This is a genomic window from Streptomyces sp. NPDC096048, assembly GCF_044763415.1.
Taxonomy (GTDB): domain Bacteria; phylum Actinomycetota; class Actinomycetes; order Streptomycetales; family Streptomycetaceae; genus Streptomyces.
In genome coordinates, this window is record NZ_JBIWGG010000001.1 from 163,038 (window position 1) to 184,519 (window position 21,482).

A 21,482-nucleotide genomic window follows, 5' to 3' on the forward strand; every position below is an offset into this window, starting at 1 on the left:
GTGATCGATATCAACGAGTCCGTGATGCAGGTCCTTCTGGCGTTGATCGTCGTCGGCCCGCTCCTCGGCGCCGCCGCCGCTCTCCTGCCGGCCCCGCCCGGACTGAAGGGGAAGTCGCCCGAGCAGGCGGTCCTCCGGCACGGCGTCACCGTCACCGGCGTCGTCCTCGTCGCCGTGATCGTCCTCGTGCTCGGCTTCGACCACGACCATCCGTCGAAGATGCAGGCCAGCACGGACATCAGCTGGATCCCCGCACTCGACGTGCGCATCCACCTCGGCATCGACGGCATCTCCCTCCCCTTGCTGGTCCTGACCGCGCTGCTGACCTTCCTCTGCGCGCTCTACACGTACTTCAAGCAGCGACACGAGCGGCTGACGCCGCGGGCCGCGGCCCCGAGCCCGAAGGCCTTCGTCGCGCTGCTGCTCGTCCTGGAGTCCGGCACCCTCGCGACCTTCGCCGTCCTCGATCTGATCCTGTTCTTCCTCGCCTTCGAGATGGTCCTCATCCCGATGTACTTCCTCATCGCCCGCTGGGGCGGCGAGGGACGGGCCGGGGCCGCCTGGAAGTTCATCCTCTACACGCTCCTCGGCTCCGTCGTCATGCTGCTCGGCCTGCTCCTGATCGGAATCACGGCGGGCACATTCGACATGGTGGCACTCGCCACTGACAACGGCCGGTCGCTGACCACATCCGTGCAGGTCATCGCCGTTCTGGCGATCGGTGTCGGGCTCGCCGTCAAGACCCCGATGTGGCCGCTGCACAGCTGGCTGCCCGACGCCCACACGGCCGCGCCGACCGTCGGTTCGGTCCTGCTGGCCGGTGTCCTGCTGAAGATGGGTACGTACGGGTTCGTCCGGATCCTGCTGCCGGTCGCACCGGACGGTTTCCACACCTTCGCGCCCTACCTCGCCGCGTTCGCCGTCGTCGGCATCATCTACGGCTCCCTGGCCTGCCTGGCCCTCGCCAAACGGGGAGCGAAGGGCGACCTCAAGCGCCTCATCGCCTACTCCTCCGTCGGCCACATGGGCTTCGTCCTGCTCGGCATCTCGACCATGACCCCGACCGGCGTGAACGGCGCCCTGTTCGCCAACATCGCCCACGGCCTCATCACCGGCCTGCTCTTCTTCGTGGTCGGCGCGCTCAAGGACCGCACCGGCACCACCGACCTCGACACCCTCGCCGAGGAGACCGGGGCCGCCCTGTACGGCAAGGCGCCGCGCCTCGGCGGTCTGCTCGCCTTCGCCGCGGTCGCCTCGCTCGGTCTGCCGGGCCTGGCCGGATTCTGGGGCGAGATGCTCGCCCTGTTCGGCGCCTTCGACCCCCACGACGACCTCAGTCGCCCCGCCTATCTCACCTTCATGGCCGTCGCCGCGTTCGGCACCCTGCTGACAGCCGCGTACATGCTGATCGTGGTCCGCCGCGTCTGCATGGGCGCCGTAGCGCGGGAAGCCCCGAAGCTCGCCGACGTACACACGTACGAGTTCGCCGCCTGGACGCCGCTCGTCGCCCTCACCCTCGTCGCCGGACTCTGGCCCAAGGTCCTTCTCGGGCTGACCGACCCGGCCGTGCAGCAGCTCCTCTCAGGAGGCACCCGATGAGCTCCCCGGCCCAGCTCGTGGCGGCGCCACTGGCCCAGAACCTCGTCCAGTCCGTCGACTGGCTCGCCATCGCGCCGCCCACCATCGCGGCCGTCGTCGGGCTCGTCGTCCTCGTCACCGATCTCTTCGTCAAGGACGCCCGCAAGTCGCTGCTCGGCTGGATGTCGGTCGCCGGGCTCGCCGCCGCCGCGCTCATGCTGCTGCCCCTGGTGAACGGCGACCGCTCGACGTTCTGCCTGACCGGCGACGCCGACGTCTGCAGCTACACCGCCGACACCTTCACCCTCGCCATCCAGTTCCTGGTCCTCGGCGGCGCCCTCGTGACCGCCCTGCTCTCGGTCACCGCCGTGAAGGACGCCGACCGCGGACTGCCCGAGGGCGAGTTCTGGTTCCTGCTGCTCTCCTCCGCGGCCGGCGCCGCGCTCCTGCCCGCCTCCCGCGACCTCGCGACCCTCGTCGTCGCCCTGGAGGTCGCCTCGCTGCCCGCCTTCGCCCTCGTGGGCCTGCGCCAGGGCGACCGCCGGTCCTCCGAAGCGGCGCTGAAGTTCTTCCTGTCGTCGGTCACCGCGACCGCGGTCAGCCTCATGGGCATCAGCTTCGTGTACGCCTCCACCGGGACCCTCTACCTCACCCAGGTGGCCGAACGCATCCAGGACGTCGACGGGCAGCTGACCACGCTCGTCCAGACCGGTGTCGTCCTCACCCTCGTCGGCTTCGCCTTCAAGGCGGCCGCAGTGCCCTTCCACTTCTGGGTGCCCGACACCTACGTGGGCGCGCCCCTGCCGATCGCGGCCTACCTGTCCGTGGTCGGCAAGGCGGTCGGCTTCTCCGGTCTGATCCTCGTCACGGTCATCGCCCTCCCGTCCTACGCCGACGTCTGGGGGCCGGCCCTCGCGGCGCTGGCCGCGCTCACCATGACCGTCGGCAACGTCGGAGCCCTCCGCCAGCAGGCCACGCGCGCGCACAGCGCGGTTCGCCTGCTCGCCTGGTCGTCCGTCGGCCAGGCCGGCTACCTGCTCGTCCCGATCGCCGCCGCCGCGTACTCCGACGCTCCCGAACGCTCGATCGGCTCCACCGTCGCCTACGCCCTCATGTACGCCGCGGTGAACCTCGGCGCCTTCGCGGTGGCCGCACTCGTCGGCCGCACCAGGTCCCTGAACCGCGTCGCCGACTACCGCGGCCTGTACACGTCCCACCCGCTCGCGGCCCTGCTCCTGGCGTTCTTCCTGCTCTGCCTCGCCGGACTGCCGCCCGGCATCATCGGTCTCTTCGCCAAGGTCACCGTCTTCTCCGCGGCCGTCGACGCCGGTCTCGGCTGGCTGGCCGTCGTCATGGCCGTCAACGTCGTCATCGCGCTGTTCTACTACCTCCAGTGGACGGCCCTGCTGTTCCGGGCGCCCGAGGGCGCGGCCGTGAAACACCGCGTCCCCGCCCCCCTCACGGCCGCGATCACCGTGACCGCGGTCCTCGCCGTCGCCCTCTCGGGAGCACCGCAGCTGATCCTGCGCTTCGCCGACACCGCACTCTTCTGAGCGGCAGCGGCAGCGGCAGCGGCAGCGGCAGCGGCACGGCAGCCGCAGCCGCAGCCGCGGCCGCGGCCGCTTCGCGCACACGCGCGTGCGCTGCCCGTCCTCCACGGGCGTGTGCCGCCCGCTGCGGCCGTCACCCGTTCGGACCAAGCGCGCTGCCGCGGGCGCCAGGGAACTGGCGGCCCTCGCCTGGCGTTGACCAGTACAGAAGGGTCCACTGGACGTGATGCCACGGCACCGGTGGTATCGGAGGCCAGGAAGCAACCAGAGCGAGCGACACCAGCAAGCAAAGGGTTCCCCTGCTGCACCACTTGGAGGGCGTACCGTGCACCGCCGGCACAACGGGCTCAGGACCGCAGTACTCCTCGGGGGACTGTCCGCGCTCATCATCGTCATCGGCAGCTTCTTCGGCCGAGCGGGGCTCGTCGTCGCCGTCCTCATCGCCCTGGGCACGAACGCGTACGCGTACTGGAACAGCGACAAGCTCGCGCTGCGCGCGATGCGGGCCCGCCCGGTCAGCGAGTTCGAGGCCCCGGCGCTGTACCGCATGGTCCGCGAGCTCTCCACCCAGGCCCGCCAGCCCATGCCCCGCCTGTACATCTCGCCGACGGAGGCACCGAACGCCTTCGCGACCGGCCGCAACCCGCGCAACGCGGCCGTGTGCTGCACCGAGGGCATCATGCGCCTGCTCGACGAGCGGGAACTGCGCGGCGTCATCGGACACGAGCTCAGCCATGTCTACAACCGCGACATCCTGATCTCGTCCGTAGCCGGCGCCCTGGCTTCCGTGATCATGTTCCTGGTCAACTTCGCCTGGCTGATCCCCATCGGACGCTCGAACGACGATGACGGACCCGGCCTGCTGGGCATGCTTCTCATCATGATCCTCGGTCCGCTCGCCGCCACCGTCATCCAACTGGCGATCAGCCGCTCCAGGGAGTACGAGGCCGACGCCTCCGGCGCCCAGCTCACCGGTGACCCCATCGCCCTCGCCGGCGCCCTGCGCAAGCTCGAGATGGGCACGAAGCAGCTCCCGCTGCCCCCGGAACCCCGGATCGAGACCGCCAGTCACATGATGATCGCGAACCCCTTCCGGCCGGGACAGGGGCTCTCGAAGATGTTCTCCACCCACCCGCCGATGGCGGAGCGAATCGCCCGACTCGAAAAGATGGCAGGTCGTCAGCAGTGAAGACCATCCTCAACGTCATTTGGCTCGTGCTCAGCGGCTTCTGGCTGTTCCTCGGCTACCTGGTCGCGGGCGCGCTGCTCTGCATCACGATCATCGGAATCCCGTTCGGCATCGCGGCCTTCCGTATCGGCGTCTACGCTCTGTGGCCCTTCGGGTACACGGCCGTGGAGCGCCGCGACGCGGGGGCGCCCTCCTGCGTCGGCAACGTGCTCTGGCTGATCCTCGCCGGCTGGTGGCTGGCCATCGGCCACATCGTCACCGGCATCGCGCTGTGCGTCACGATCATCGGCATCCCGCTCGGCATCGCCAACTTCAAGCTGATCCCGGTCTCGCTGCTCCCGATGGGACGCGAGATCGTACGGACGGACCAGCCGTTCACGGCCACCGGCCCCACGCGGGGGGCCGGCTGGTAGGAGCCCTGTTCTCCACAGCCCAGGAGTTGTCCACAGTCCGCTCGCCTGTCATGTCCGCCCGCCTGTCAGTAGCGGCCGCTCTCGGCGCCCCGGCATGCTCCCCGCGGCCGACCGCGCGCCGGTGATCAGCGCAACCACCGGGCGCAACCGGAACGTCTTCCTCACCAGCAGTACATGAACACGCGCGGAGGAACGAGCCCACAGCACTGGGACAGCGCGGGCACAGCGAGAAAGGGCAGGTTCACGGCATGACCGTTATCGGCTGGATCATCCTCGGGCTGTTGGCCGGAGCCATCGCCAAGTTCCTGCTGCCGGGCCGCGACCCGGGCGGGCTGGTCGGCACGACCCTCATCGGCATCGCGGGGGCGTTCATCGGTGGCTGGATATCGGCCCGCTGGCTGGACCACCCGGTCAGCAAGGACTTCTACGACGGTGCCACGTGGGCGGCGGCGATAGGCGGTTCCCTGGTGCTTCTGGTCGGCTACCGGCTCCTGTTCGGCAACTCGCGCGACTGAACGCGGTGGAAGAGCCGATCGAACGACGGACGATGAGGGCTGCGCGCTCTGCGGTGCCCACCCTCATCGTCCGCTCGGGTCGTCCAAAGCGTCGTCGGCTCGGTCGAGCCGTCGGCTCACTCGTGTCGTCGATTCAGCAGGTCACCGGTAGTTCACGAACTGCAGCGCGAAGTCGAAGTCCTGGCCCTTCAGCAGGGCGATCACGGTCTGCAGGTCGTCCCGGCTCTTGGAGGTGACCCGCAGCTCCTCGCCCTGCACCTGGGCCTTCACGCCCTTGGGGCCCTCGTCGCGGATGATCTTGGCCACCTTCTTCGCGTTCTCCTGGGAAATGCCCTCCTCGATCGACGCGAAGATCTTGTACTCCTTGCCGGAGAGCTGGGGCTCGCCCGCGTCCAGAGCCTTGAGCGAGATGCCGCGCTTGATCAGCTTGGACTGGAAGACGTCGAGGACAGCGGTCACCCGGTCCTCGGAGTTGGCCTCCATGAGGATCTTCTCGCCGGACCAGGAGATCGAGGCGCCCACGCCCTTGAAGTCGTAGCGCTGCGAGATCTCCTTGGCGGCCTGGTTGAGGGCGTTGTCGACCTCCTGCCGCTCGACCTTCGAGACGATGTCGAAACTGGAGTCGGCCATGTCCTGTGGCTCCTTGTATCTGGGTGCGTGTCGGGCCGCGTATCGGGTCCGTACCGGCGTACATCGGCGGCCGGGGGGCCCGGCAAGGGGCCTCGGCCGCATCCGGACCAGCCTAGCCACCCGCCGCCCCCCGAGCGGCGATCAATCGGGTGGCGAAGCACCCCTCCGCATCAGGTATTGTTTACGTCGTTGCCACGGAGCGCCGCCGAAAGGCGGTTCAACGGGCAGCGACCCCCGGCGGTGTGCCCGAGCGGCCAAAGGGAGCAGACTGTAAATCTGCCGGCTCAGCCTTCCCAGGTTCGAATCCTGGCGCCGCCACACGACCGAAAGGGTCTGTGACCAGCAGCAATGCTGATCACAGACCCTTTCGTCGTTGACGGGCTCGCCCTGATCGTTATGGGCGCTTTTTCCCAGTGTGTCTCACCCTGATTCGGGTGCTGACCAGTCCGTGTGGGGCAGGCGTGGGGCAGCTTCCGGCCGTCCTAGCTGCCGTTCTTCAGTGCCCGCTCGATGCGGGCGTTCGCCGTGGCGGCGCCGCCGTCCAGGCACTTCGCGTACACCCGGAACAGCACGGCCACGCTGTGGCCGGCGCGCGCGGCCACCTCTTGCGGCTCTACACCGGAACTGAGCCACGTGGACACGGCGGCGTGGCGAAGATCATATGGACGCTTGGCCAGCAGTGAGGCGCACTGAGCGGGCGTGAGCGCGCGGGTACGGGCCTCCGCCCATACTTCGCCATATCCGGTGTCCTGGACGAGTCCGCCACGCTGCGTCCGGAACAGCCGCCCGTCGGGGGCGACGCCGTACGCGGTGACGTGCCACCGGAGCAGGTTCACGAGATCGGGCGGGATCGGCACGGTGCGGATTGCCTTCCGGGGCCGGTGCTTTAGCCCTCGCCGGTCGTGCGCCTCCCCGCTGTCCGTCCAGGCCGACCCCGATCGCGGGCGGGTTTCCCGGAGTCGCAGAGTGCCCCACCCCCGGCGGGGCAGTTCGCAATCCTGGAGACGGAGGCCGATGACTTCCGCCGGCCGTGCCGCCGCGTAGTACATGCAGCCGAAGAACGCGACCAGGCGGCGCCCGCGAGGGCTCTGCGTGCGCACGGCATCGAGCAGAGCGAGAGCTTGCCGGGGGTCCGGTACGGAGGCGGGGTCCAGTTCCTCCGCTACTTGCTCGGGGGACTTCCACTGCACCTGCGGCAGGGGGTTGTCCGTCAGGCGTCCGGCGTCAACGGCGTAGCCGAGAGCGTTGTGAAAGATGGCCCGCTTTCGGCGGATGGTCGACGCTGCCGCCGTGGTGCCGTCCAGCTTCTTGGTCAATGCGTTCAGCGCAGCGCGTACTTGCATCCGGTCGGCCAGCGCGGACGTGGTCAGGGACTTCCGCTCGAACCATGCCAGCACGGCCGCCACGTCGTCCGGCGGTTCCTGGTCGCGGCGGCTCATGTTGAATGCCCAGCTATAGAGGGCCGTCCGTACCGTCTGGGCATCAGCCATGCCCTTGGTGTCCCTGACGAGAGCGGGCGTAACGGTGGCCATGGCTTCCGCGAGCGTCCGGCGCGTGGAGCCGGGGGAGTGCTGCCACTTCATCTCGATGTACTCGCGGGCGTGCTGGTACCAACTGACGTCGTTGCGCTGTCGCAACTCGGAGAGTGGCGCCCCGGTGGGCTCGTCGAACGGCTCGCCGGCGTGAGCCGCCCGCAGCAGTTCGGCGCGGCGGCCTTCTGCCAGTGTCTTGGTGCGGAACGTCTGAGAGTGCGGAGTGTCGCCTGTCTTCCAGCGCAATTCCGCAGAGGTCTGTCCACGGTCCTTCCGCTGTCGGACGGACCAGATTCGAACGTCGTACGTCTTCCCCATCGGGGGCCTTCCTACGAAAGGGGCCCCGCCATGGCGGGGCCCCGTCGTTGCGGTCAAGGGATCAGGCTGCGATTTCGTGCGTGGCCCACCACGCGTCAAGGTCGCTGCGGCGGCACCGGATATGCCCGTTCGGAAGTTTGATGAGCTTGGGGGCCTTGCCACGGGCGCGCATGCGGTAGAAGGCGGCGCGGCTCATCTCGATCTCTTCGAGGACTTCGGGGAGCTTGAGCATTTTGGGGCGGGCCATCGTTGCTACTCCTCGGTCTGGTGATCTCGGGGTGGTGGTGTGTCCGAGGTGCGGATTTCTGCGTCACTGCGTCAAACGCGTCATGCGGGCCTGTGACGTGCGGGTTTGTGTGACTCGGCGGTGTCGGGTGTCTGTCACGACCGGGTGCGTGTGTCACGGGGCTGTGACGCGGGTGACGTGGTGTGACGCGGGTTTCGGGTGTCTGTGTCACGCTCGTTCGCGCAGGTCAGTGGCCGTCGTGGTGGTGACGGGTGACGTGGTGACGCAGGGGTTCTCTCTTAGGACAAGAGAGGGGGTGGTTTCTGTTTGTGGTGCGGCTGAGGTGTTGAAGAAGGAGCCGCTTCGCGGCGCGTTCTTGGAGCGGCTGTCGCCGAACAGCAAGAGGAGCACCAGGGGCGCCGGGTGCTCCTCTTGCTTGTCGTGCAGCCGAGCGCGCTCTGTCAGTGCAGGGAGCCCTGTTGGTGCAGGGGCTCGGGTACGGGGCGGGTCATGGAGATGTAGCGGGCGGCGCGGGTGCGTCCCCAGTCGATGACGACGCCACGGGCGGCGAAGGTGGGCTGGAGACGCTTGAGCCGGTCGGAGAGGACTTTGCCGGTGGTGGGCCAGCCCTTGGGCAGGGGACGGCAGTCCTCGCCGCTGTGGAGGCGGCTGAGGCAGTCCAGCCACTCGGATGAGGTCATGCGCTGCTCTGCGCCCGGTTCGAGGTCGGCGGCGTGGTGCAGCACGGTCTGTGCCAACAGGTCGCCCTCGATCACGTCGTCGTTGAGTTCATCGAGGCTGGCCCGGTAGGCGGGCAGGGAGGCAAGGCCGGTGGCCGTGTCGAACTGCGCGCACAGGTGGGCGAAGTCGGCCATGCGCAGGTCGGTGGGGGTGGGGGCGGTGGCGGCGCGGACCTTGACGGTGAGGTCGAGGAGCGAGCCGAGGATGACGGGCAGGGCGCTGGTGAAGTCGGCCCACAGCTCCGCTTCGGTACGCCGCACCTGCGGGCGCTCCAGGCGAAGCGGCAGGAGGCGTTCGGCGAGGTCGGGCCGGATCACGCCGACGTCGATGCCGGTCAGCAGGAGGGGGCGGCGGTAGCGGGAGCGGTACACGTCGCCGTCGCTGAACAGGGCGCGCTTGATGGACTCGGCTCCGGTGACGATGCAGCACATGAGGTCGGACAGGTCCGGGGCCAGGTGGGAGAGGTTGTCCAGGGCGGTGATCCAGCCTGCCGCCACGGCGGTGATCAGGCTCTCTTCGTCCTTGGGTGCGCGGCGCAGGTCGCCGCTCATGCCCTCGATGATGCGCACCAGCATGCGGCCCGCGGTGGACTTGCCGGCGCCCTGCGGGCCGGTGAGGAACGGCGCGGGGACGGGAACGCCCGGTTCCAGGCAGCCGACGAGCCAGGCCAGCGCCAGGCATTCGGTGTCGGGGGTGGCGAAGTTGGTCAGCCTCAGCAGGGCGTCGATGCCCTGTCCGGCGGTGTCCTTGGCGGGCAGGGGCAGTTCGCCGGTGAGCTGGGTGCGCCTCCAGCAGACCTCTGCGGGGTCGGGGATGGCGATGGTCCAGCCGGTGGGGTGGATGCGCACGGACTGGCCGTCGTCGCGGCCGAGGTCGAGCCAGGTGGCCCCGTCCGCGCCGGGTGCCACGCGGATGTGGGTGGCCTGCACGTCCTGGGAGAGGGCGAGTGCTTCGATCAAGTCCAGTGCCTCCTTCAAGGCGGTGCCGTTGAATACGCCGATCCCGTCACGGAAGAGTCCGACCATGAGTTCCTGCCGGTGGCTTCCGGTGGTGCCCTGGGAGCGGATGGGGCGGGCCACGGGGTGGCCGTTGCGCTGGGCGTAGACGGTGCCGTCGACGGTGCGGAAGTAGCGGAAATGGGCCTGCGCGTAGTCGGTGATGACCTCGCGGCCCGGCGTCTTCTCGTCCTCGGACACGGTTCACATCCCCAAAGCGGTACGGGCGTTGGTCCACGCGTCCGTGCAGTGCCGGGCCGTCTCGCCCTTGGCCTGCGCGGCGGTGAACAGCCGGGTGACGTGGGCGTCGGTGAGGCAGCCGCACCGGCCGTGCCTCGACAGCACCGCGAGGAACGTCCGGTACACGGTCGCGTGGACCGCGCTGGGCGTCTCGGTGATGCGCTGCTCTGCCATGGCGACGCCCCGTTCCAGGAAGACGGGCGTGCGGTGGGGGCACTCTCCCTGGCCGCCCGACAGCGGCCCTGAGAGCGTCTGTGGCGCCCTGGGGGCCGGGGACGGCTCCTTTACTGCCAGGGCGCGCACAGCGTCCGGGAGAGCGGCCATGGTGCTGGTGCCGGGCCCGAGCCAACGGGCGTAGGCCATGGTCGACTTGATGTCGACGCCGGGGCGGACCGCATTCACGGAGCGCATGGCGCCCCGGTAGATCCAGTGCTCACCGCGCGTCGTCGGCACGGTACGCGTGGCGGGCAGGGCGGTGCGGGCCCATGCGATGGCGTCGGCGTCGTCCAGGTCGACGACGGTCAGACCGGCGCCGCCGGGGTGGTAGGCGACGCACACCGCCTGCCGCCATGCTGCTGCCCATGCCGGGGAGACGATGACGGCCGGGTCGGTGGTGGCGGCGGCCCACGCGTGGCAGACGCCGGGGCACCGGCACGGGCCGGGCACCTTCATGTTCGGCCGGCCACCGCACGCGTTGTCCGCGCACGCCGTGCAGTTGCCGAACGGGACCTTGCCCCGGCGCAGGGGCAGCACGGGCACGCCGGACGCGGCGAGACTCAGCGCCGTGTGCTGCGGGTAGGGCGTGGGTTGCGTCATGCTGGGGTATCTCCAGTTCCTTGGTTGGTTCTGGCGAGCAAGGGCGGCCCCGTGTTCTTGGCGGATCGGGGGCCGCCCTTGGCGTGGCTAGCTGTAGAACTTGTTCCGCTTGATCACGGCCTTGCGGATGTTCACGGTGGTGCCGCCCTGGTGGCGGCTCGCGCTGAGGACCTGTACGGCGATCCATCCGCCGAAGATCACGGCCGCGAGGGTGATCAGTTGGGTGATGAACGCGGTGAGTGCGGCGATGAACGAGGTGAGCAGGAGTAGCCCGCCGCACACCGCGAGGAATCCGGCGCCGCCGAGGGCGACGTTCACGGCCATGCGGGAGACGGCCGGTCTGGCGGCGACGGGTTCGGGCTGGGTGGGGTTGATGGCGTAGCCGGTGACGACGCGGCCGTCCGGCAGGACGATGCTCGCCACCGCCGGGACCGTGCCCGGCTGCACTGGGACGACCGGCGCCGGGGCGGGCACGGCGGGCGGGTATGGGGTGGGCTGGTGGACTTCCACGGCCCGCTGTACGGGCACGTGTGGGGTGTGCTCGGGGTACATGCGGAATCCCTTCCGGCCGTAGGCCAGGGAGGCAGAGACACCCCCTTCGGGGTGCCCTGCAGAGGGGTGTTCGGGGGGTGTGACCTGCGCTCCTCCCTGACTCCCTGAGCGATCATTCGCGCAGGTCAGAGCCAGGGAGGCGGGTCAGGGAGGCGGTCAGGGAGTTCTCCCTGACTCCCCGCCCCGCCGGTCGTTCGCTCCCTGCCGTCAGTCGGCGGAAGCGGAACCGTCTCCGTCGCGGTTGGCGAGGGCGCGGGCGACGCGGTCGCGGGAGACGACCATCACGCCGTCTGACTTGTACGGCCCGGCGTCGGCGTCGTCGAGGACGCGCTTGAGGTCGAGGAACGACCACTCGCCGTACGCGTCCGAGTTCCGCGCGGACAGCCGCGCCAGCACGTCCTTGGTCCGCACCCGCGGGGCGTCGCCGATGACGGCGGCGATGTCGGCGAGCGGGTCGTGCTCCGCGCTGCGGTCGATGGCGTGCAGGGTGGTGACGCCGTCGCGCAGTGCCTTGGCCCGGTCGGTGATCGCGGTGGCGGCGTCGTCGTCGATGTAGTGCGTGCGCACCGTGATGGACGACTGTCCCGCCGGGATGCTGATGCCGTCGGAGGCGACGACCAGGGTTCCCCGGTCCAGCCCCGGACGCAGCAGGTTCGGCGCGGCGCCCCCGTCGACCGCCTTGTCCCCGAGCGCCATGCGGGCCTGGGACTCGGTGCCGAGGGCGAGGGAGGCTCGGGTGTGGGCGCCCTCGCGCACGAGCTTGGGGAGGTTCTCGTTGGTCGGGTCCTGCGTGCCCTGCCACATCAGCACGTTGACCGCGCGGCCCTGGTTGTGAATCTTGCGGACGGCCATGAAGTAGCGGGAGTCTGCCTTGGCGCCGCCGTAGGGCCGCTTGTCCTTGCCGGTGCCCTTGGCGGGGCACATGAACGCGACCTGTGCTTCGTCGACCAGCACGATCAGCGGCGGGAACACCGTGCCGGGCGGCGCTTGGAGACGCCGGTTCATCTCGGTCACGGCGCCCTCGACCATCTCGGTCACCTGGATGACGTGCTCATCCGTCGGCCCCTGGATCAGCGTTGTGGCCAGGCCGTCGAACATGTTCCAGTCGCCGGCGCCCTTGAGGTCGCCCATGAGGAACTGCACGGACTTGTCCAGGGACAGCCACAGGGCCAGGGAGCGCAGGGCCACGGTCTTGCCCTGGTTCGACAGACCCGTGATCAACAGGTGGCGCTGGTAGAGGGACAGGGCGGCGGCGTCGCCGCGCAGGTCCTGGCCCCACGGGGCCTTGCCCTTGGTGTAGTCGGCGGTCATCGTGTCGTCGGTGACCAGCGGGGACGGGCCGATCGGCTCGTCCAGGGCGCCGGAGTCGGCGACCCACAGCCGCACCGTGCGGGCGGCCTGGGGGATGGTGATGAACACCTCGTGTTCGTGCCGGGTCAGGTTCTCCGCGAGCTTGCGCCGTTTGGCCTGCACCTCGTTCGTGGCCACCCCGGAGGGAAGGGTCACGTCGACCTCGACACCGCATCCGGCGATCCGGATCGGTCCGAGCATGCTCGCGCCGGCGTCGCCCATCTCCTTGATGGCCCGGGCCAGGGCCGGGACGCCGAGGTCGCGCAGGGCCTTGACCACGATGGACGGCGTGATCGGCTCCCCCTCGCCGTTGCGGACGTTGGCGGGCAGAGCCCAGGCGGGGGCGGCCTGCTGCTTGCGGCCGACCGACCACAGGGCGAGCAGGGCGAGGAACGGGCCGATCGACAGGGCCGGGCCCCACACGATCTGCACGATGCGGATGAGCAGGGCGATGAAGTCGACCGTGGCCGACAGCGGGGTGATGACGTCGCCGACGTGGCCGGTGCTGATGGCCATGACGACGCCGAGGGCGACCAGGACACCGATACTCATGCCGGCGCCGACGGCCATGCCCTTGGCGGCCTCGACCGGGGAGTGCAGGAGGTCCATGCGGCGGTGGTGGCGGGCGGCGCGGAAGCGCTGCAACCGCTCCTCCCACTCTTCCGCCGCTTCGAGGTTCCCGGCGGCTTCGGCCGCGCGGATCATCCGCTCGTACCGGGAGCCGGTGCGGCCGTCCCACGCGCGGCGGGCCACGATCCGCCCGCCGTTGAGGGTGTAGAGGCCGTGCCGGGCCGCCGCCCGGACCGTGGCCCGGGTCGACTCGTGAGTGACGCCGGACTTGATCGCACGGCCGGAGCGGACCCACAGCGGCACCGGCCGTGCGGGCGGTGCGTCGGGCACGACCGTGAGCACGGTCGGCGTGGTGTCGGCGGTCGGGGGGTCGGTGGCCTTGTGGAGGTGAACGACGTTCTCAGACATGCTGGAACTGCTCCTGACTGCCCCCAGCGGGGGCGGGAGTTAGGGAGAGCGCCGGGGTGGCCGTGTCCGTGGAAAGTCCCGGTCACCCCGGCGCGGGAAACGGGCTGGTCAGAACCAGCCGGACGACTTCTTGGAGGCCTTGTCGCGGGCGGCCTCGGTGAGGAGGCGCTGACGCTCGGCGTGCAGGGCGGTCAGCTCCGCGTTCAGCCGCATCTCGGCGCTGTTGCCGGTGGCGTCCATGCGCTGTTCCTCGCGGCCCGCGCTGCGGCCCCGGGCGACCTTGTAGCCGCCGGCGGCCAGCGAGCGGGCCATGGCGCGGCGCTCGCTGCCGTTCAGCGGCCACCACTCGCCCCGGCGGACCGCTTCCAGCTTCTTCTGTGTCACCTGGATCGCGCGGTCCAGGCGGCGTATGTCGGCGTTGCGCATGGTCGGCTACTCCTCGAAGGGTTCGGGATGGTCAGGCGGCCGTACGGGCGGGGAGGGCGGCGGGGGTGAGGAAGCGGAGTGCGGCTGTGGCCTGTTGCGGGACCACGCCGTTGCCCAGCGCTTTGAGCTGTGCGGAGCGGGACAGGCCGGGGACGTCGGTGACGTGCCCGGCGGGCAGGCCCATGAGCCATTCGACGAAGGCGGGGCTCAGCCGTCCCACAGCGTCAACTGGCCCGGGGGCGGGGCGCTGGAGGACCGCCTCCCACCGCGCGACCGCATCGCCGTACTCGCCCCACCCGGCGGCACCGTCGGGAACGCGCTCAGCGCCGTCTCGGGGAGATTCGCCCTGCCGGACCGCACCCGCCGGTCCGTCGCTTCTGTGCGTGAGACCGCGCCCTTCGCGCCGTCCGTGGCCCGCGGGGTCGGCAGGAGCGAGCCCATCTCGGCGGCCAGGCTCTTGCCATGCGTGCCCGCTTCCTGCGAGGGACTGCGTTTGGTCTGCCGGTTCTCGTTCTCCGACGCGCGCGGGGTCGGCAGCAGCGAGACGACGTGGCGCAGGTTCATCCCGCCCTGCGCCACGTGTCCGGCTCCGGTGTTCTCCGAGGTCGACGGGGTCGGCAGGAGCGAGCCGACGGCGGTCGGAAGCTGCCCGCGCTGCCCGCCGCCCCGCCAGTCCCGTGCTGCCGGAGTCGGCAGGCCAGGCGAGGACGAACAGGCGTTTGCGCTGGTGAGCCGCTCCCACGTCAGATGCGCGAAGAGTGCACCACCGCGCATCGAACCCGAGGGCGGCAAGGTCTCCAAGCACGGTGTCGAATCCGAGAGAAAGGTGCCCTGCGACGTTCTCAAACACCGCGAGACGGGGTCGTAGAACCCCAAGGGCACGGGCGATGTCGGGCCAGATGTGCCGCTCATCAGCGGTTCCCTTCCTCTTGCCGGCGGAACTGAACGGCTGGCAGGGATAGCCGCCCGTCACGACGTCGACCGGCTCCACCTCGTCCCAGCGGGCGGCGGTGATGTCGCCCAGGTTCGGCACCCGCGGGTGATGGTGGGCGAGGATGCGGCAGGCTCCGGCGTCGTTGTCCGCGACCCAGGCCAGCGAGCCGCCGAACACGGCCTGGACGGCCATGTCCAGGCCGCCGTAACCCGAGCAGAGCGAACCGATCCGCAGCCCGCTCACGCCGCCGCCCCGGCGCGCTCCGCCCGCAGGGTGTCCCGCAGCACCCGCGCGTTGACCGGAGACGTGCGCACCGCCCGCCGGATCCCCTCGGCGGTCACCTTCGCGTCCGGCCAGTCGGCCGTCGCGGCGCGTGCTTCGGCGAGCAACTGATCCGGCGTGCGCTTCGGCCGACTCGACTTCGCCACCGCCGGGACACGGCCCGTGGCACGGCGCGGCCGGGTCGACTCCGCAGCCACCGAACGCCGCTCGATCGGCGCGACCGGGGCCGGGGCGATCGAGGGAGACGGCTTAGCTGGCAGGGTCGACTTCAGGAAGCCAACGGCCACCGGACGGGGCAGAACGGTCACGTTCGGGGTGATCGGCTCGGGGGTCGATACCGGCAGGTCAGCCGTAGACCGTTTCATCTCGGTCTCGGTTGAATCCTCCGCACTCGTGCTCGCGGTCGGGATCGGGGTGGGGCGGTGGTGCAGGACCTTGGCTACGAGGTCGGAGCCGAAGTAGATCGACCCGACCGGCAGCGACGTGGCGAGCAGGACCAGGGCCCAGTTCGCCGGGTCCCAGTCCGCGAGTCGTCCCCAGTCGACCGTTCGCCCGTGCAGCTCCGGGACCAGACCATGCACGTAGTTGAGAACCAGCGAAGCGACCGTGTACGCCCCCAGCACCCGCAGAGCGAACGTGCGGTCGCGGTCGGCCAGAACCAGAGTGGCGATCAGGGCGAGCGCCATGAGGCCGTCGACCACGAACGGGTACAGCATCGCCGCCGTGTCGTCCGCGCCGACCGCGCCGGCGATGTCCCGCAGCGCGTTCCACGACACCCGGAACGCCATACCGACCACGGCGACCAGGGCGAGCACCAGGGCGGCGCGCCCCTTGCGGTGAAGGCTCATGACCGGCCCCCCAGCCATGCGAAGGGGCGGGTGTGGTGCGCTGCGCGGAAGACGCGCACGGCCACCCCGGCGGGGGCGTCCGGCTTGGCGACCGGGCGAGCGCCGGTGATCGAGGCCAGCATGCGGGCGGCGTGGTGCTCGCATCCGTCGGCGCCCGCGTTCTCCCTGTCGACGATGGTCACGACGACCGGGCCACCGCAGGGCGTCAGGTCCTCCGGGTGCGCGGCCGGGCACCGGACGACGTTCCCGCCGGGCGTCTCGTCGACCAGTTCGATCAGCCGCTCCACGGCGACTTCGAGGCGGCCGATCGTGCGGGCCATGGCGCTGCCGTCCAGCAGGTTGACGCTCTCCGCAGCCGCCAACGCATGGCGGGCGGCGGCGATGGTGCAGCGGTCGCGCTCGGTGAGTTCAAAGCGGGACATCAGGCGGCACCCCCCGGCACGGTCACGCCGGCCGCGCGGTTGACCAGCGCGACCCGGGCGGCCAGCGCGCGGCGGCGGGCCCGGCGGGTGCGGCGCTCGTCCAGCTCGGTCGGCGTGCGGTCGAGGGTGACGATGTGCGCGTCCAGCAGGTCGACGTCCGCGAGGATCACGGGCATCTCCTGCTCGATCGCGTTCAGCTCCGCGTCCGTCGGCTCCATGAAGTCGGCGAACGCGGTAACAGCGTCCTGAACAGTGACGATGTGGTTCATGGGTCGTGGTTCCCTTTCGCAGAGGAACGGCCCGAACGCGGCTCCCGGGTGGCACCCCGGGAGCCGCTTGCCGTTGGAGTCGGTTCCGGCTCCCCTCAGCGCTGCACGTACGAGACGTGCAGCGGAGGCAACCGGCCGCCGTGACCAGCACGGCGGAAAGGCTGGGGTTCGAAGCGCGGCAGATGCCGCGAAGGTTCTGCGGATCTCGGATCACGCAATGCCAGTCACCGCCAAAGGGCGGATCTGGGCAGGTCACCCGGCCCGACGTGGGCGGTCGGGATGGTGACCTGCACCCATCGACCGCACGAGTTCATGCGGCTGGGTCGGCACTCTGTTGAGTTCTCCGCAGCGCGTCCTCCGGGCCGTGCGTCCGGGCGCTGTCTTGCGCACCGTCATTCCAGGACCAGCCTGGAATCTGGTGCGCACCAGCAGAATGCATCTGGTGCGCACCAGTGTCAAGGCGGTTCGCTGAAGCGAGTGGCGGTCCGACCGCCTTGGTGCATCTCCAGAAGACCTCTGGAGGCAGGGGGTCCGGTAGTCAACAGGGCTTAACATCCGGCCTGTTAACCCCTGTTGACCTGCGGCAATGTGCGTCATGCTGGCAAGGTGGTGCGAGGGGAATCAACGCCGGGAGGTGGCCCGTGAGTACGGGACTTCGAAGCGCGCGGTCGGCGCGTGGGTGGTCGCAGGAACGCCTGATTCGCGAGATCGAGCAGTTCGCCCGACGGAACCTCACGGATGTTGCGTCGACCGCAAGTCTCCGGGTGTACGTGTCCGAGTGGGAGAACGGCAAGCGCACCATCTCTGATCGGTACGCACGGGTCCTGCGGCAGCTCCTCGGAGTAACGGACGGGGAGCTGAGGGACGCCGCGCCAGTGCCGGCGGCACCGTTTGCCGACGGCTACGACGACCTACTGAGCCGGATCGATTCGGCCAGCAGCGTCAGTGAGTCCATGGTGAAGACCTTCAACGACCAGACCGAGCTACTCCGCACCATGGACCGGCAGAGGGGCGCTGCGGCCCTGGTCGACCAGATGAGCGGTCACCTTGCTGCCTTGGAGGACGCGCTCAATTTCGCCGTACTACCCGCCACGCGCCGACCCGTCGCGCTCGCACTCGCCGGTGCGTCAACCCTCGCGGCGTGGCAGGCAATCGACTCGGGAGCCGTTGAACGGGCGTGGCGGCACTACGAACTCGCCAAGCGAGCAGCACGCGACGCTGAAGAACCCATGTACCTGGCACACGCGATGGGCGAGCAAGCCTACGTGCTCTGTGAGGCGGGGCGGCCGGCGCTTGCTGTCGACCTCGTGCGCGACGCTCAGCGCACCGTCGGGCAATCCGGTTCCGCCCGGTTGCGGGCATGGCTCTACGCCGCCGAAGCGGAGATGTGCGCCCATGCTGGGATGCCGGACGACTGCCGGAGCGCGCTGGATGCCGCCATGGCCGTGATCCCGCCGGGCCCCGAGGACCGAGACCCGGACATGCTGAGCATCTTCCTGAATGGCGCTCATCTCACCCGGTGGCAGGGCAACGTGCTGGCCCTCCTCGGTGAAGAGTCGGCGGTCACCAGCCTCTACAGCGCGTTGGAGGTGATGGACCCGACCTTCGTGCGCGCCCGGAGCGGCCTGCATGCCGACCTGGCCCAAGCGCACCTCACACGAGCTGAGTACGACGACGCCGGCAAGCACCTGCGGCAGGCGCGGCTGTTGGCGAGCCGGACCGGTTCGGTCCGGCAGCGCCGCCGCGTCGACCTGCTCACTGAGCGGTTGTGAGTCCCTGAGTGCGTCGAGCCGCCAGGATGTGGAGCAGGGCGACCAGGGTTCCTGAGCCCAGCAGCTCGCCGCGCGCCATGAGCCCGGGAATGTCCGCCAGCGGTACCCACTCGATGTGGCCGGCCTCTTCCAGGTCGGTCGGCTCGCCGACCTTCTCAGCACCGTGCCCTACGAAAATCTCGTGCGGTGAGTCGACCATGCCGACCATGGGCTGATAGCTCACGACGTGATCCAGCGACTTGGGGCGCCAACCAGTCTCTTCCACGGTTTCCCGCAGCGCCGTGTCAGCCGGGTCTTCCCCCTCGTCAACGATGCCGCCCGGGAGCTCCCAGCCGAACTGCTTCGGAACGAAGCGGTACCGCCACATCATCAGAACGCGGTCCTGATCATCAATGACGGCTGTGATTGCCACGTGGTGAAGCCTCACGACGTGGTGTTCGAACCGCTTCACGCCCGGCGGCTCCACGTCCCAGAGTTGAAGCCTGACCCATCGATTGTCGTACACGTCGCGCTCACCGTGGATGCGCCAGGGCTCCACTCCGTCGGGACGCTGGACGCTCACCACGCCCGGCACCCGGTACGAACTCCGCCCCCGAACCTCCAACATCCCCTCGGAGACGAGACGGGCGAGCACCTGCCGTAGCGCTGTCCGGCCGATGCCGAGTTCTTCCGCAAGTGTGCGTTCAGAGGGGAATTTGTCGCCGGGGGCGTACTCGCCTGCCGCGAGTCGCGCGCGAAGCGTCTCGTAGACCTTTGTCGTCTTCGGTCCCATCCGCGGAGCACTCTCCGTTCTGACGTGGTGCGTACCAGCGTAGCGGGCTTGGGCTCAACAGTCGCCAGCGGTGGTGGAGTCGAGTCTGGCGCTTCCTAGTGGCGCAACTTGATCGCTCCCCTTCACTGAATCCCTGCCAGCGCGGGCCCGGGGCCTTAACCTTTCCGGTAGCGTTGTTGTCAAGGGGGGAATTTTGATGTCGAAGAATAAACGTGATATCCCTGATCCAATCAAGCGCCAAATCCGCCAGCGGTGTGGGTTTGGGTGCGTGATTTGTGGACTTCCTCTGTATGAGTACGAACATATCGCCGAATGGTCGCGCGTAGGGTGCCATGATCCTGTAGATATGGCGTTGCTTTGTCCTACCCACCATGCTGAGAAAACACGTGGTCTGCTTCCTGCTGCGGACGTGAAGTCTGCTAACGAGAACCCGTATAATTTCCGGTTTGGGCGTTCTGAAGCATTCCCCTTGAGGTATTCGGGGAGCTCATGTCTGGTCAATGTGGGAGGGAGTAGATGGAGGCATTATTTCTCGACAGATGAAGTAGTCCCGCTGTTGGTCATCAAGGGGTGCCCGGTGATCGAGGTTAAAAGGCAGGATGGTCGCCTTCTTCTGTCTCTGCGAATCTATGACAAGCAGGAGAACCTGCTGCTTGAAATCGTAGAAAACGAATTGGTCTTCTCTGTTGAATCCTGGGATGTCGAGCTCGTCGGTCGGAAGCTGACGATTCGCGGGGGGTCACGTTTCATCTTGGCTCAGGTCGAGTTCTACACTCCGGACGCGATCATGATCACGCGGGGTGTATTTGCCTATGGAGGATCTCAGGTGCAGGTGGAGTCTAATTCGATCTTCCTGGAGAAGTATAATGTCCGCCTGCGCAATTATGGTGCACGTATGAACGGAGGTGCCGCACTCAGCTTCGACTAGCGCGCGACGATTTACGCATCCGGCGGAGGTCAGGCGGCCCGTCCAGAGGTCGGCGCCACACCCGAGGGGACTAGCTCCGCCGCGTGCCGTTTACCGGCACTGATTGCTTCTTCGGCTTCTTCGGTTTCCTAGGCTTGGGCCGGAGCGTTTCCGGGTTCTGCTTCTGTGGCTTTGGTGAGGACTTGTCCCCGATGCGTGTGCTGGTCTCCAGTACCTGATCGATGATCTGCTGCCGCACTGTTTGCGCATGCTCCACATCGAGGCCGCTGGTCAGCCTTTCGGCGGTTAGGTAGAAACTGTTCAGCACCGGCTGGTCGAAGTATCGGTTTAGTTGGCTGATCGACTCTCGGTATAGCAGCAGGTAGGTGCGAGAAAGGTAGGCCGAGAACACGGTGCTGAACAGGGCGAGGGCCCCGATGAACCATCGGATCTCCTCGATCGGCACATACACTCCGCCGACAGCTGCTGCCACGAGAAGGAGTAGGCCGACGTTCATGGCGGTGCGGGACGACTTGAAAGACTTGTCAGCTTGTTCGGTGACGATGTCGTGGTACGTCTTGATCTGTCCCTGGTTCAATCCCATGAGGGTGGCCAACTCGGTGGTTTTCTTCAGCTGTTCCATTGCTTGTTGATGGCGCTCGCGTTCGGCTTTTATCCGTTCCGCGAAGTGCTCGTTCTGGTTCTTCATGTACTTGCGTCGTGTAATAAACCAAGGAATCGAAAAAGACAAGGCGAGTGCGGAAAATAGACCGAAGACGACTGCGACTCCTACGAGGGCGTCGAGGTTGGCCGGATCACTGGCTTCTTTGCTGGTTCTCGATTCTGTGGTGAGGCCGACCGCGAGCGTGGCGATCACAGCTCCCGCTATGGCTGCGGAACCCGTGATCGTCGCCCTCCGCTGACTCCTCTTCGGGCCCTCGTAGATCACGTTCACGTAGTCCGAAGTGACGTGATAGGTGTTGGCGTCCTCGCCGTCGATCACCGTCATGGTGCCCCCCTTGCTCAGGGTCGGCAGCGTAGCGGCGGATTAGGCCTGCTGGCAGGCGTTCTATTCAGGTCCTGTACCCGGCCTCGTGGCGGCGTCCCTGACCGCCCGTGTTAGGGCGGGGGGGGGCGCCCCCCCCCCGGCGGGGGCAATGCCCCCCCACCCCCCCCGCGAGAACGCGGGGCGGGGGGGCCCCCCCCGCGCCCCCACCAGGGGGTGGG

Annotated in this window: 22 protein-coding genes, 1 tRNA gene and 1 pseudogene; 8 read left to right on the top strand and 16 right to left on the bottom strand. The window is 68.8% G+C overall.

Annotation, left to right across the window (positions count from 1 at the left end):
• The 5 genes from ACIQ6R_RS00810 to ACIQ6R_RS00830 all read left to right on the top strand — a co-directional run bounded on the left by ACIQ6R_RS00810 (position 1) and on the right by ACIQ6R_RS00830 (position 5,245).
• Complete coding sequence (locus tag ACIQ6R_RS00810; protein ID WP_404217857.1) at positions 1-1,599, top strand: NuoM family protein; 1,599 nt, start codon at positions 1-3, stop codon at positions 1,597-1,599.
• Positions 1,596-3,131: an NADH-quinone oxidoreductase subunit N gene (locus tag ACIQ6R_RS00815; RefSeq protein ID WP_404217859.1), complete on the top strand. Its 1,536-nt coding sequence runs from the start codon at positions 1,596-1,598 to the stop codon at positions 3,129-3,131. The genes ACIQ6R_RS00810 and ACIQ6R_RS00815 overlap by 4 nt, the downstream gene beginning before the upstream one ends.
• A gap of 322 nt (positions 3,132-3,453) precedes the next feature.
• Positions 3,454-4,317 (top strand): zinc metalloprotease HtpX, encoded by an 864-nt coding sequence (htpX, locus tag ACIQ6R_RS00820; protein ID WP_210957975.1) that lies wholly within the window; start codon positions 3,454-3,456, stop codon positions 4,315-4,317.
• Positions 4,314-4,730, top strand: coding sequence for a YccF domain-containing protein (locus ACIQ6R_RS00825; RefSeq protein WP_404168869.1), 417 nt, complete (start codon positions 4,314-4,316; stop codon positions 4,728-4,730). The genes htpX and ACIQ6R_RS00825 overlap by 4 nt, the downstream gene beginning before the upstream one ends.
• A gap of 248 nt (positions 4,731-4,978) precedes the next feature.
• Complete coding sequence (locus tag ACIQ6R_RS00830) at positions 4,979-5,245, top strand: GlsB/YeaQ/YmgE family stress response membrane protein (protein ID WP_404168872.1); 267 nt, start codon at positions 4,979-4,981, stop codon at positions 5,243-5,245.
• Positions 5,246-5,386: 141 nt separating this feature from the next.
• On the opposite strand, the gene ACIQ6R_RS00835 is transcribed toward ACIQ6R_RS00830, so the two are convergent.
• A complete protein-coding gene (locus tag ACIQ6R_RS00835) occupies positions 5,387-5,875 on the bottom strand; it encodes a YajQ family cyclic di-GMP-binding protein (protein ID WP_404168875.1) in 489 nt (162 codons plus the stop codon).
• A 236-nt stretch (positions 5,876-6,111) separates the two neighbouring features.
• Here ACIQ6R_RS00835 and ACIQ6R_RS00840 point away from each other — a divergent pair.
• Positions 6,112-6,193: transfer RNA gene (locus ACIQ6R_RS00840), tRNA-Tyr, on the top strand.
• 164 nt (positions 6,194-6,357) lie between these two features.
• On the opposite strand, the gene ACIQ6R_RS00845 is transcribed toward ACIQ6R_RS00840, so the two are convergent.
• The 13 genes and pseudogenes from ACIQ6R_RS00845 to ACIQ6R_RS00905 all read right to left on the bottom strand — a co-directional run bounded on the left by ACIQ6R_RS00845 (position 6,358) and on the right by ACIQ6R_RS00905 (position 16,804).
• The gene (locus ACIQ6R_RS00845) at positions 6,358-7,725 is read right to left on the bottom strand and encodes a tyrosine-type recombinase/integrase (protein ID WP_404217861.1); all 1,368 of its coding nucleotides are present in this window, start codon (positions 7,723-7,725) and stop codon (positions 6,358-6,360) included.
• A gap of 61 nt (positions 7,726-7,786) precedes the next feature.
• Positions 7,787-7,972, bottom strand: a complete 186-nt coding sequence (locus ACIQ6R_RS00850; RefSeq protein ID WP_308884014.1) for a helix-turn-helix domain-containing protein — start codon at positions 7,970-7,972, stop codon at positions 7,787-7,789.
• 440 nt (positions 7,973-8,412) lie between these two features.
• Complete coding sequence (locus tag ACIQ6R_RS00855) at positions 8,413-9,888, bottom strand: ATP-binding protein (protein WP_404217863.1); 1,476 nt, start codon at positions 9,886-9,888, stop codon at positions 8,413-8,415.
• A gap of 3 nt (positions 9,889-9,891) precedes the next feature.
• Positions 9,892-10,743, bottom strand: a complete 852-nt coding sequence (locus tag ACIQ6R_RS00860) for a bifunctional DNA primase/polymerase (RefSeq protein WP_404217865.1) — start codon at positions 10,741-10,743, stop codon at positions 9,892-9,894.
• Between the two features lie 87 nt (positions 10,744-10,830).
• Positions 10,831-11,295 (bottom strand): hypothetical protein, encoded by a 465-nt coding sequence (locus tag ACIQ6R_RS00865; RefSeq protein ID WP_404217867.1) that lies wholly within the window; start codon positions 11,293-11,295, stop codon positions 10,831-10,833.
• 207 nt (positions 11,296-11,502) lie between these two features.
• Positions 11,503-13,623, bottom strand: coding sequence for an ATP-binding protein (locus ACIQ6R_RS00870; protein ID WP_404217869.1), 2,121 nt, complete (start codon positions 13,621-13,623; stop codon positions 11,503-11,505).
• 108 nt (positions 13,624-13,731) lie between these two features.
• The gene (locus tag ACIQ6R_RS00875) at positions 13,732-14,049 is read right to left on the bottom strand and encodes a hypothetical protein (RefSeq protein WP_404217871.1); all 318 of its coding nucleotides are present in this window, start codon (positions 14,047-14,049) and stop codon (positions 13,732-13,734) included.
• A 31-nt stretch (positions 14,050-14,080) separates the two neighbouring features.
• Positions 14,081-14,269 carry a hypothetical protein gene (locus tag ACIQ6R_RS00880; RefSeq protein WP_404218680.1) on the bottom strand — a complete coding sequence of 63 codons (189 nt, stop codon included), beginning with the start codon at positions 14,267-14,269 and terminating at the stop codon, positions 14,081-14,083.
• Positions 14,257-14,823 carry a hypothetical protein gene (locus tag ACIQ6R_RS00885; RefSeq protein ID WP_404218682.1) on the bottom strand — a complete coding sequence of 189 codons (567 nt, stop codon included), beginning with the start codon at positions 14,821-14,823 and terminating at the stop codon, positions 14,257-14,259. The genes ACIQ6R_RS00880 and ACIQ6R_RS00885 overlap by 13 nt, the downstream gene beginning before the upstream one ends.
• Positions 14,798-15,175 (bottom strand): annotated as a pseudogene (locus tag ACIQ6R_RS00890) (DNA cytosine methyltransferase); the annotation flags it as partial. The gene ACIQ6R_RS00885 and the pseudogene ACIQ6R_RS00890, both read right to left, overlap by 26 nt.
• Positions 15,176-15,222: 47 nt before the next feature.
• On the bottom strand, positions 15,223-16,113 hold the full coding sequence (locus ACIQ6R_RS00895; protein ID WP_404217873.1) for a DUF2637 domain-containing protein: 891 nt from the start codon (positions 16,111-16,113) through the stop codon (positions 15,223-15,225).
• Positions 16,110-16,535: a hypothetical protein gene (locus ACIQ6R_RS00900; RefSeq protein ID WP_404217876.1), complete on the bottom strand. Its 426-nt coding sequence runs from the start codon at positions 16,533-16,535 to the stop codon at positions 16,110-16,112. The genes ACIQ6R_RS00895 and ACIQ6R_RS00900 overlap by 4 nt, the downstream gene beginning before the upstream one ends.
• A complete protein-coding gene (locus ACIQ6R_RS00905) occupies positions 16,535-16,804 on the bottom strand; it encodes a DUF6284 family protein (RefSeq protein WP_404217879.1) in 270 nt (89 codons plus the stop codon). Before ACIQ6R_RS00905 ends, ACIQ6R_RS00900 begins: the two co-directional genes overlap by 1 nt.
• 764 nt (positions 16,805-17,568) lie before the next feature.
• Between ACIQ6R_RS00905 and ACIQ6R_RS00910 the strand changes: the two genes are divergently transcribed.
• Positions 17,569-18,576 (top strand): XRE family transcriptional regulator, encoded by a 1,008-nt coding sequence (locus tag ACIQ6R_RS00910; RefSeq protein ID WP_404218643.1) that lies wholly within the window; start codon positions 17,569-17,571, stop codon positions 18,574-18,576.
• On the opposite strand, the gene ACIQ6R_RS00915 is transcribed toward ACIQ6R_RS00910, so the two are convergent.
• Entirely contained in the window at positions 18,560-19,348 is a 789-nt protein-coding gene (locus ACIQ6R_RS00915; RefSeq protein ID WP_404217881.1) for an NUDIX domain-containing protein, read from the bottom strand. The two genes, ACIQ6R_RS00910 and ACIQ6R_RS00915, sit on opposite strands and share 17 nt — an antisense overlap.
• Before the next feature lie 196 nt (positions 19,349-19,544).
• Between ACIQ6R_RS00915 and ACIQ6R_RS00920 the strand changes: the two genes are divergently transcribed.
• A complete protein-coding gene (locus tag ACIQ6R_RS00920) occupies positions 19,545-20,276 on the top strand; it encodes an HNH endonuclease signature motif containing protein (RefSeq protein WP_404217883.1) in 732 nt (243 codons plus the stop codon).
• Between the two features lie 70 nt (positions 20,277-20,346).
• On the opposite strand, the gene ACIQ6R_RS00925 is transcribed toward ACIQ6R_RS00920, so the two are convergent.
• Positions 20,347-21,264 (bottom strand): hypothetical protein, encoded by a 918-nt coding sequence (locus ACIQ6R_RS00925; protein WP_404217885.1) that lies wholly within the window; start codon positions 21,262-21,264, stop codon positions 20,347-20,349.
• Positions 21,265-21,482: the final 218 nt, after the last annotated feature.

Excerpts from the sequence above, each read along its gene's own strand:
- ACIQ6R_RS00815 (WP_404217859.1), top strand. The coding sequence starts at position 1,596 with ATGAGCTCCCCGGCCCAGCTCGTGGCGGCGCCACTGGCCCAGAACCTC.
- ACIQ6R_RS00830 (WP_404168872.1), top strand. The coding sequence starts at position 4,979 with ATGACCGTTATCGGCTGGATCATCCTCGGGCTGTTGGCCGGAGCCATC.
- ACIQ6R_RS00835 (WP_404168875.1), bottom strand. The coding sequence starts at position 5,875 with ATGGCCGACTCCAGTTTCGACATCGTCTCGAAGGTCGAGCGGCAGGAG.
- ACIQ6R_RS00845 (WP_404217861.1), bottom strand. The coding sequence starts at position 7,725 with ATGGGGAAGACGTACGACGTTCGAATCTGGTCCGTCCGACAGCGGAAG.
- ACIQ6R_RS00850 (WP_308884014.1), bottom strand. The coding sequence starts at position 7,972 with ATGGCCCGCCCCAAAATGCTCAAGCTCCCCGAAGTCCTCGAAGAGATC.
- ACIQ6R_RS00860 (WP_404217865.1), bottom strand. The coding sequence starts at position 10,743 with ATGACGCAACCCACGCCCTACCCGCAGCACACGGCGCTGAGTCTCGCC.
- ACIQ6R_RS00865 (WP_404217867.1), bottom strand. The coding sequence starts at position 11,295 with ATGTACCCCGAGCACACCCCACACGTGCCCGTACAGCGGGCCGTGGAA.
- ACIQ6R_RS00870 (WP_404217869.1), bottom strand. The coding sequence starts at position 13,623 with ATGTCTGAGAACGTCGTTCACCTCCACAAGGCCACCGACCCCCCGACC.
- ACIQ6R_RS00875 (WP_404217871.1), bottom strand. The coding sequence starts at position 14,049 with ATGCGCAACGCCGACATACGCCGCCTGGACCGCGCGATCCAGGTGACA.
- ACIQ6R_RS00885 (WP_404218682.1), bottom strand. The coding sequence starts at position 14,823 with ATGCGCGGTGGTGCACTCTTCGCGCATCTGACGTGGGAGCGGCTCACC.
- ACIQ6R_RS00895 (WP_404217873.1), bottom strand. The coding sequence starts at position 16,113 with ATGAGCCTTCACCGCAAGGGGCGCGCCGCCCTGGTGCTCGCCCTGGTC.
- ACIQ6R_RS00900 (WP_404217876.1), bottom strand. The coding sequence starts at position 16,535 with ATGTCCCGCTTTGAACTCACCGAGCGCGACCGCTGCACCATCGCCGCC.
- ACIQ6R_RS00905 (WP_404217879.1), bottom strand. The coding sequence starts at position 16,804 with ATGAACCACATCGTCACTGTTCAGGACGCTGTTACCGCGTTCGCCGAC.
- ACIQ6R_RS00915 (WP_404217881.1), bottom strand. The coding sequence starts at position 19,348 with ATGGGACCGAAGACGACAAAGGTCTACGAGACGCTTCGCGCGCGACTC.
- ACIQ6R_RS00920 (WP_404217883.1), top strand. The coding sequence starts at position 19,545 with ATGTCGAAGAATAAACGTGATATCCCTGATCCAATCAAGCGCCAAATC.
- ACIQ6R_RS00925 (WP_404217885.1), bottom strand. The coding sequence starts at position 21,264 with ATGACGGTGATCGACGGCGAGGACGCCAACACCTATCACGTCACTTCG.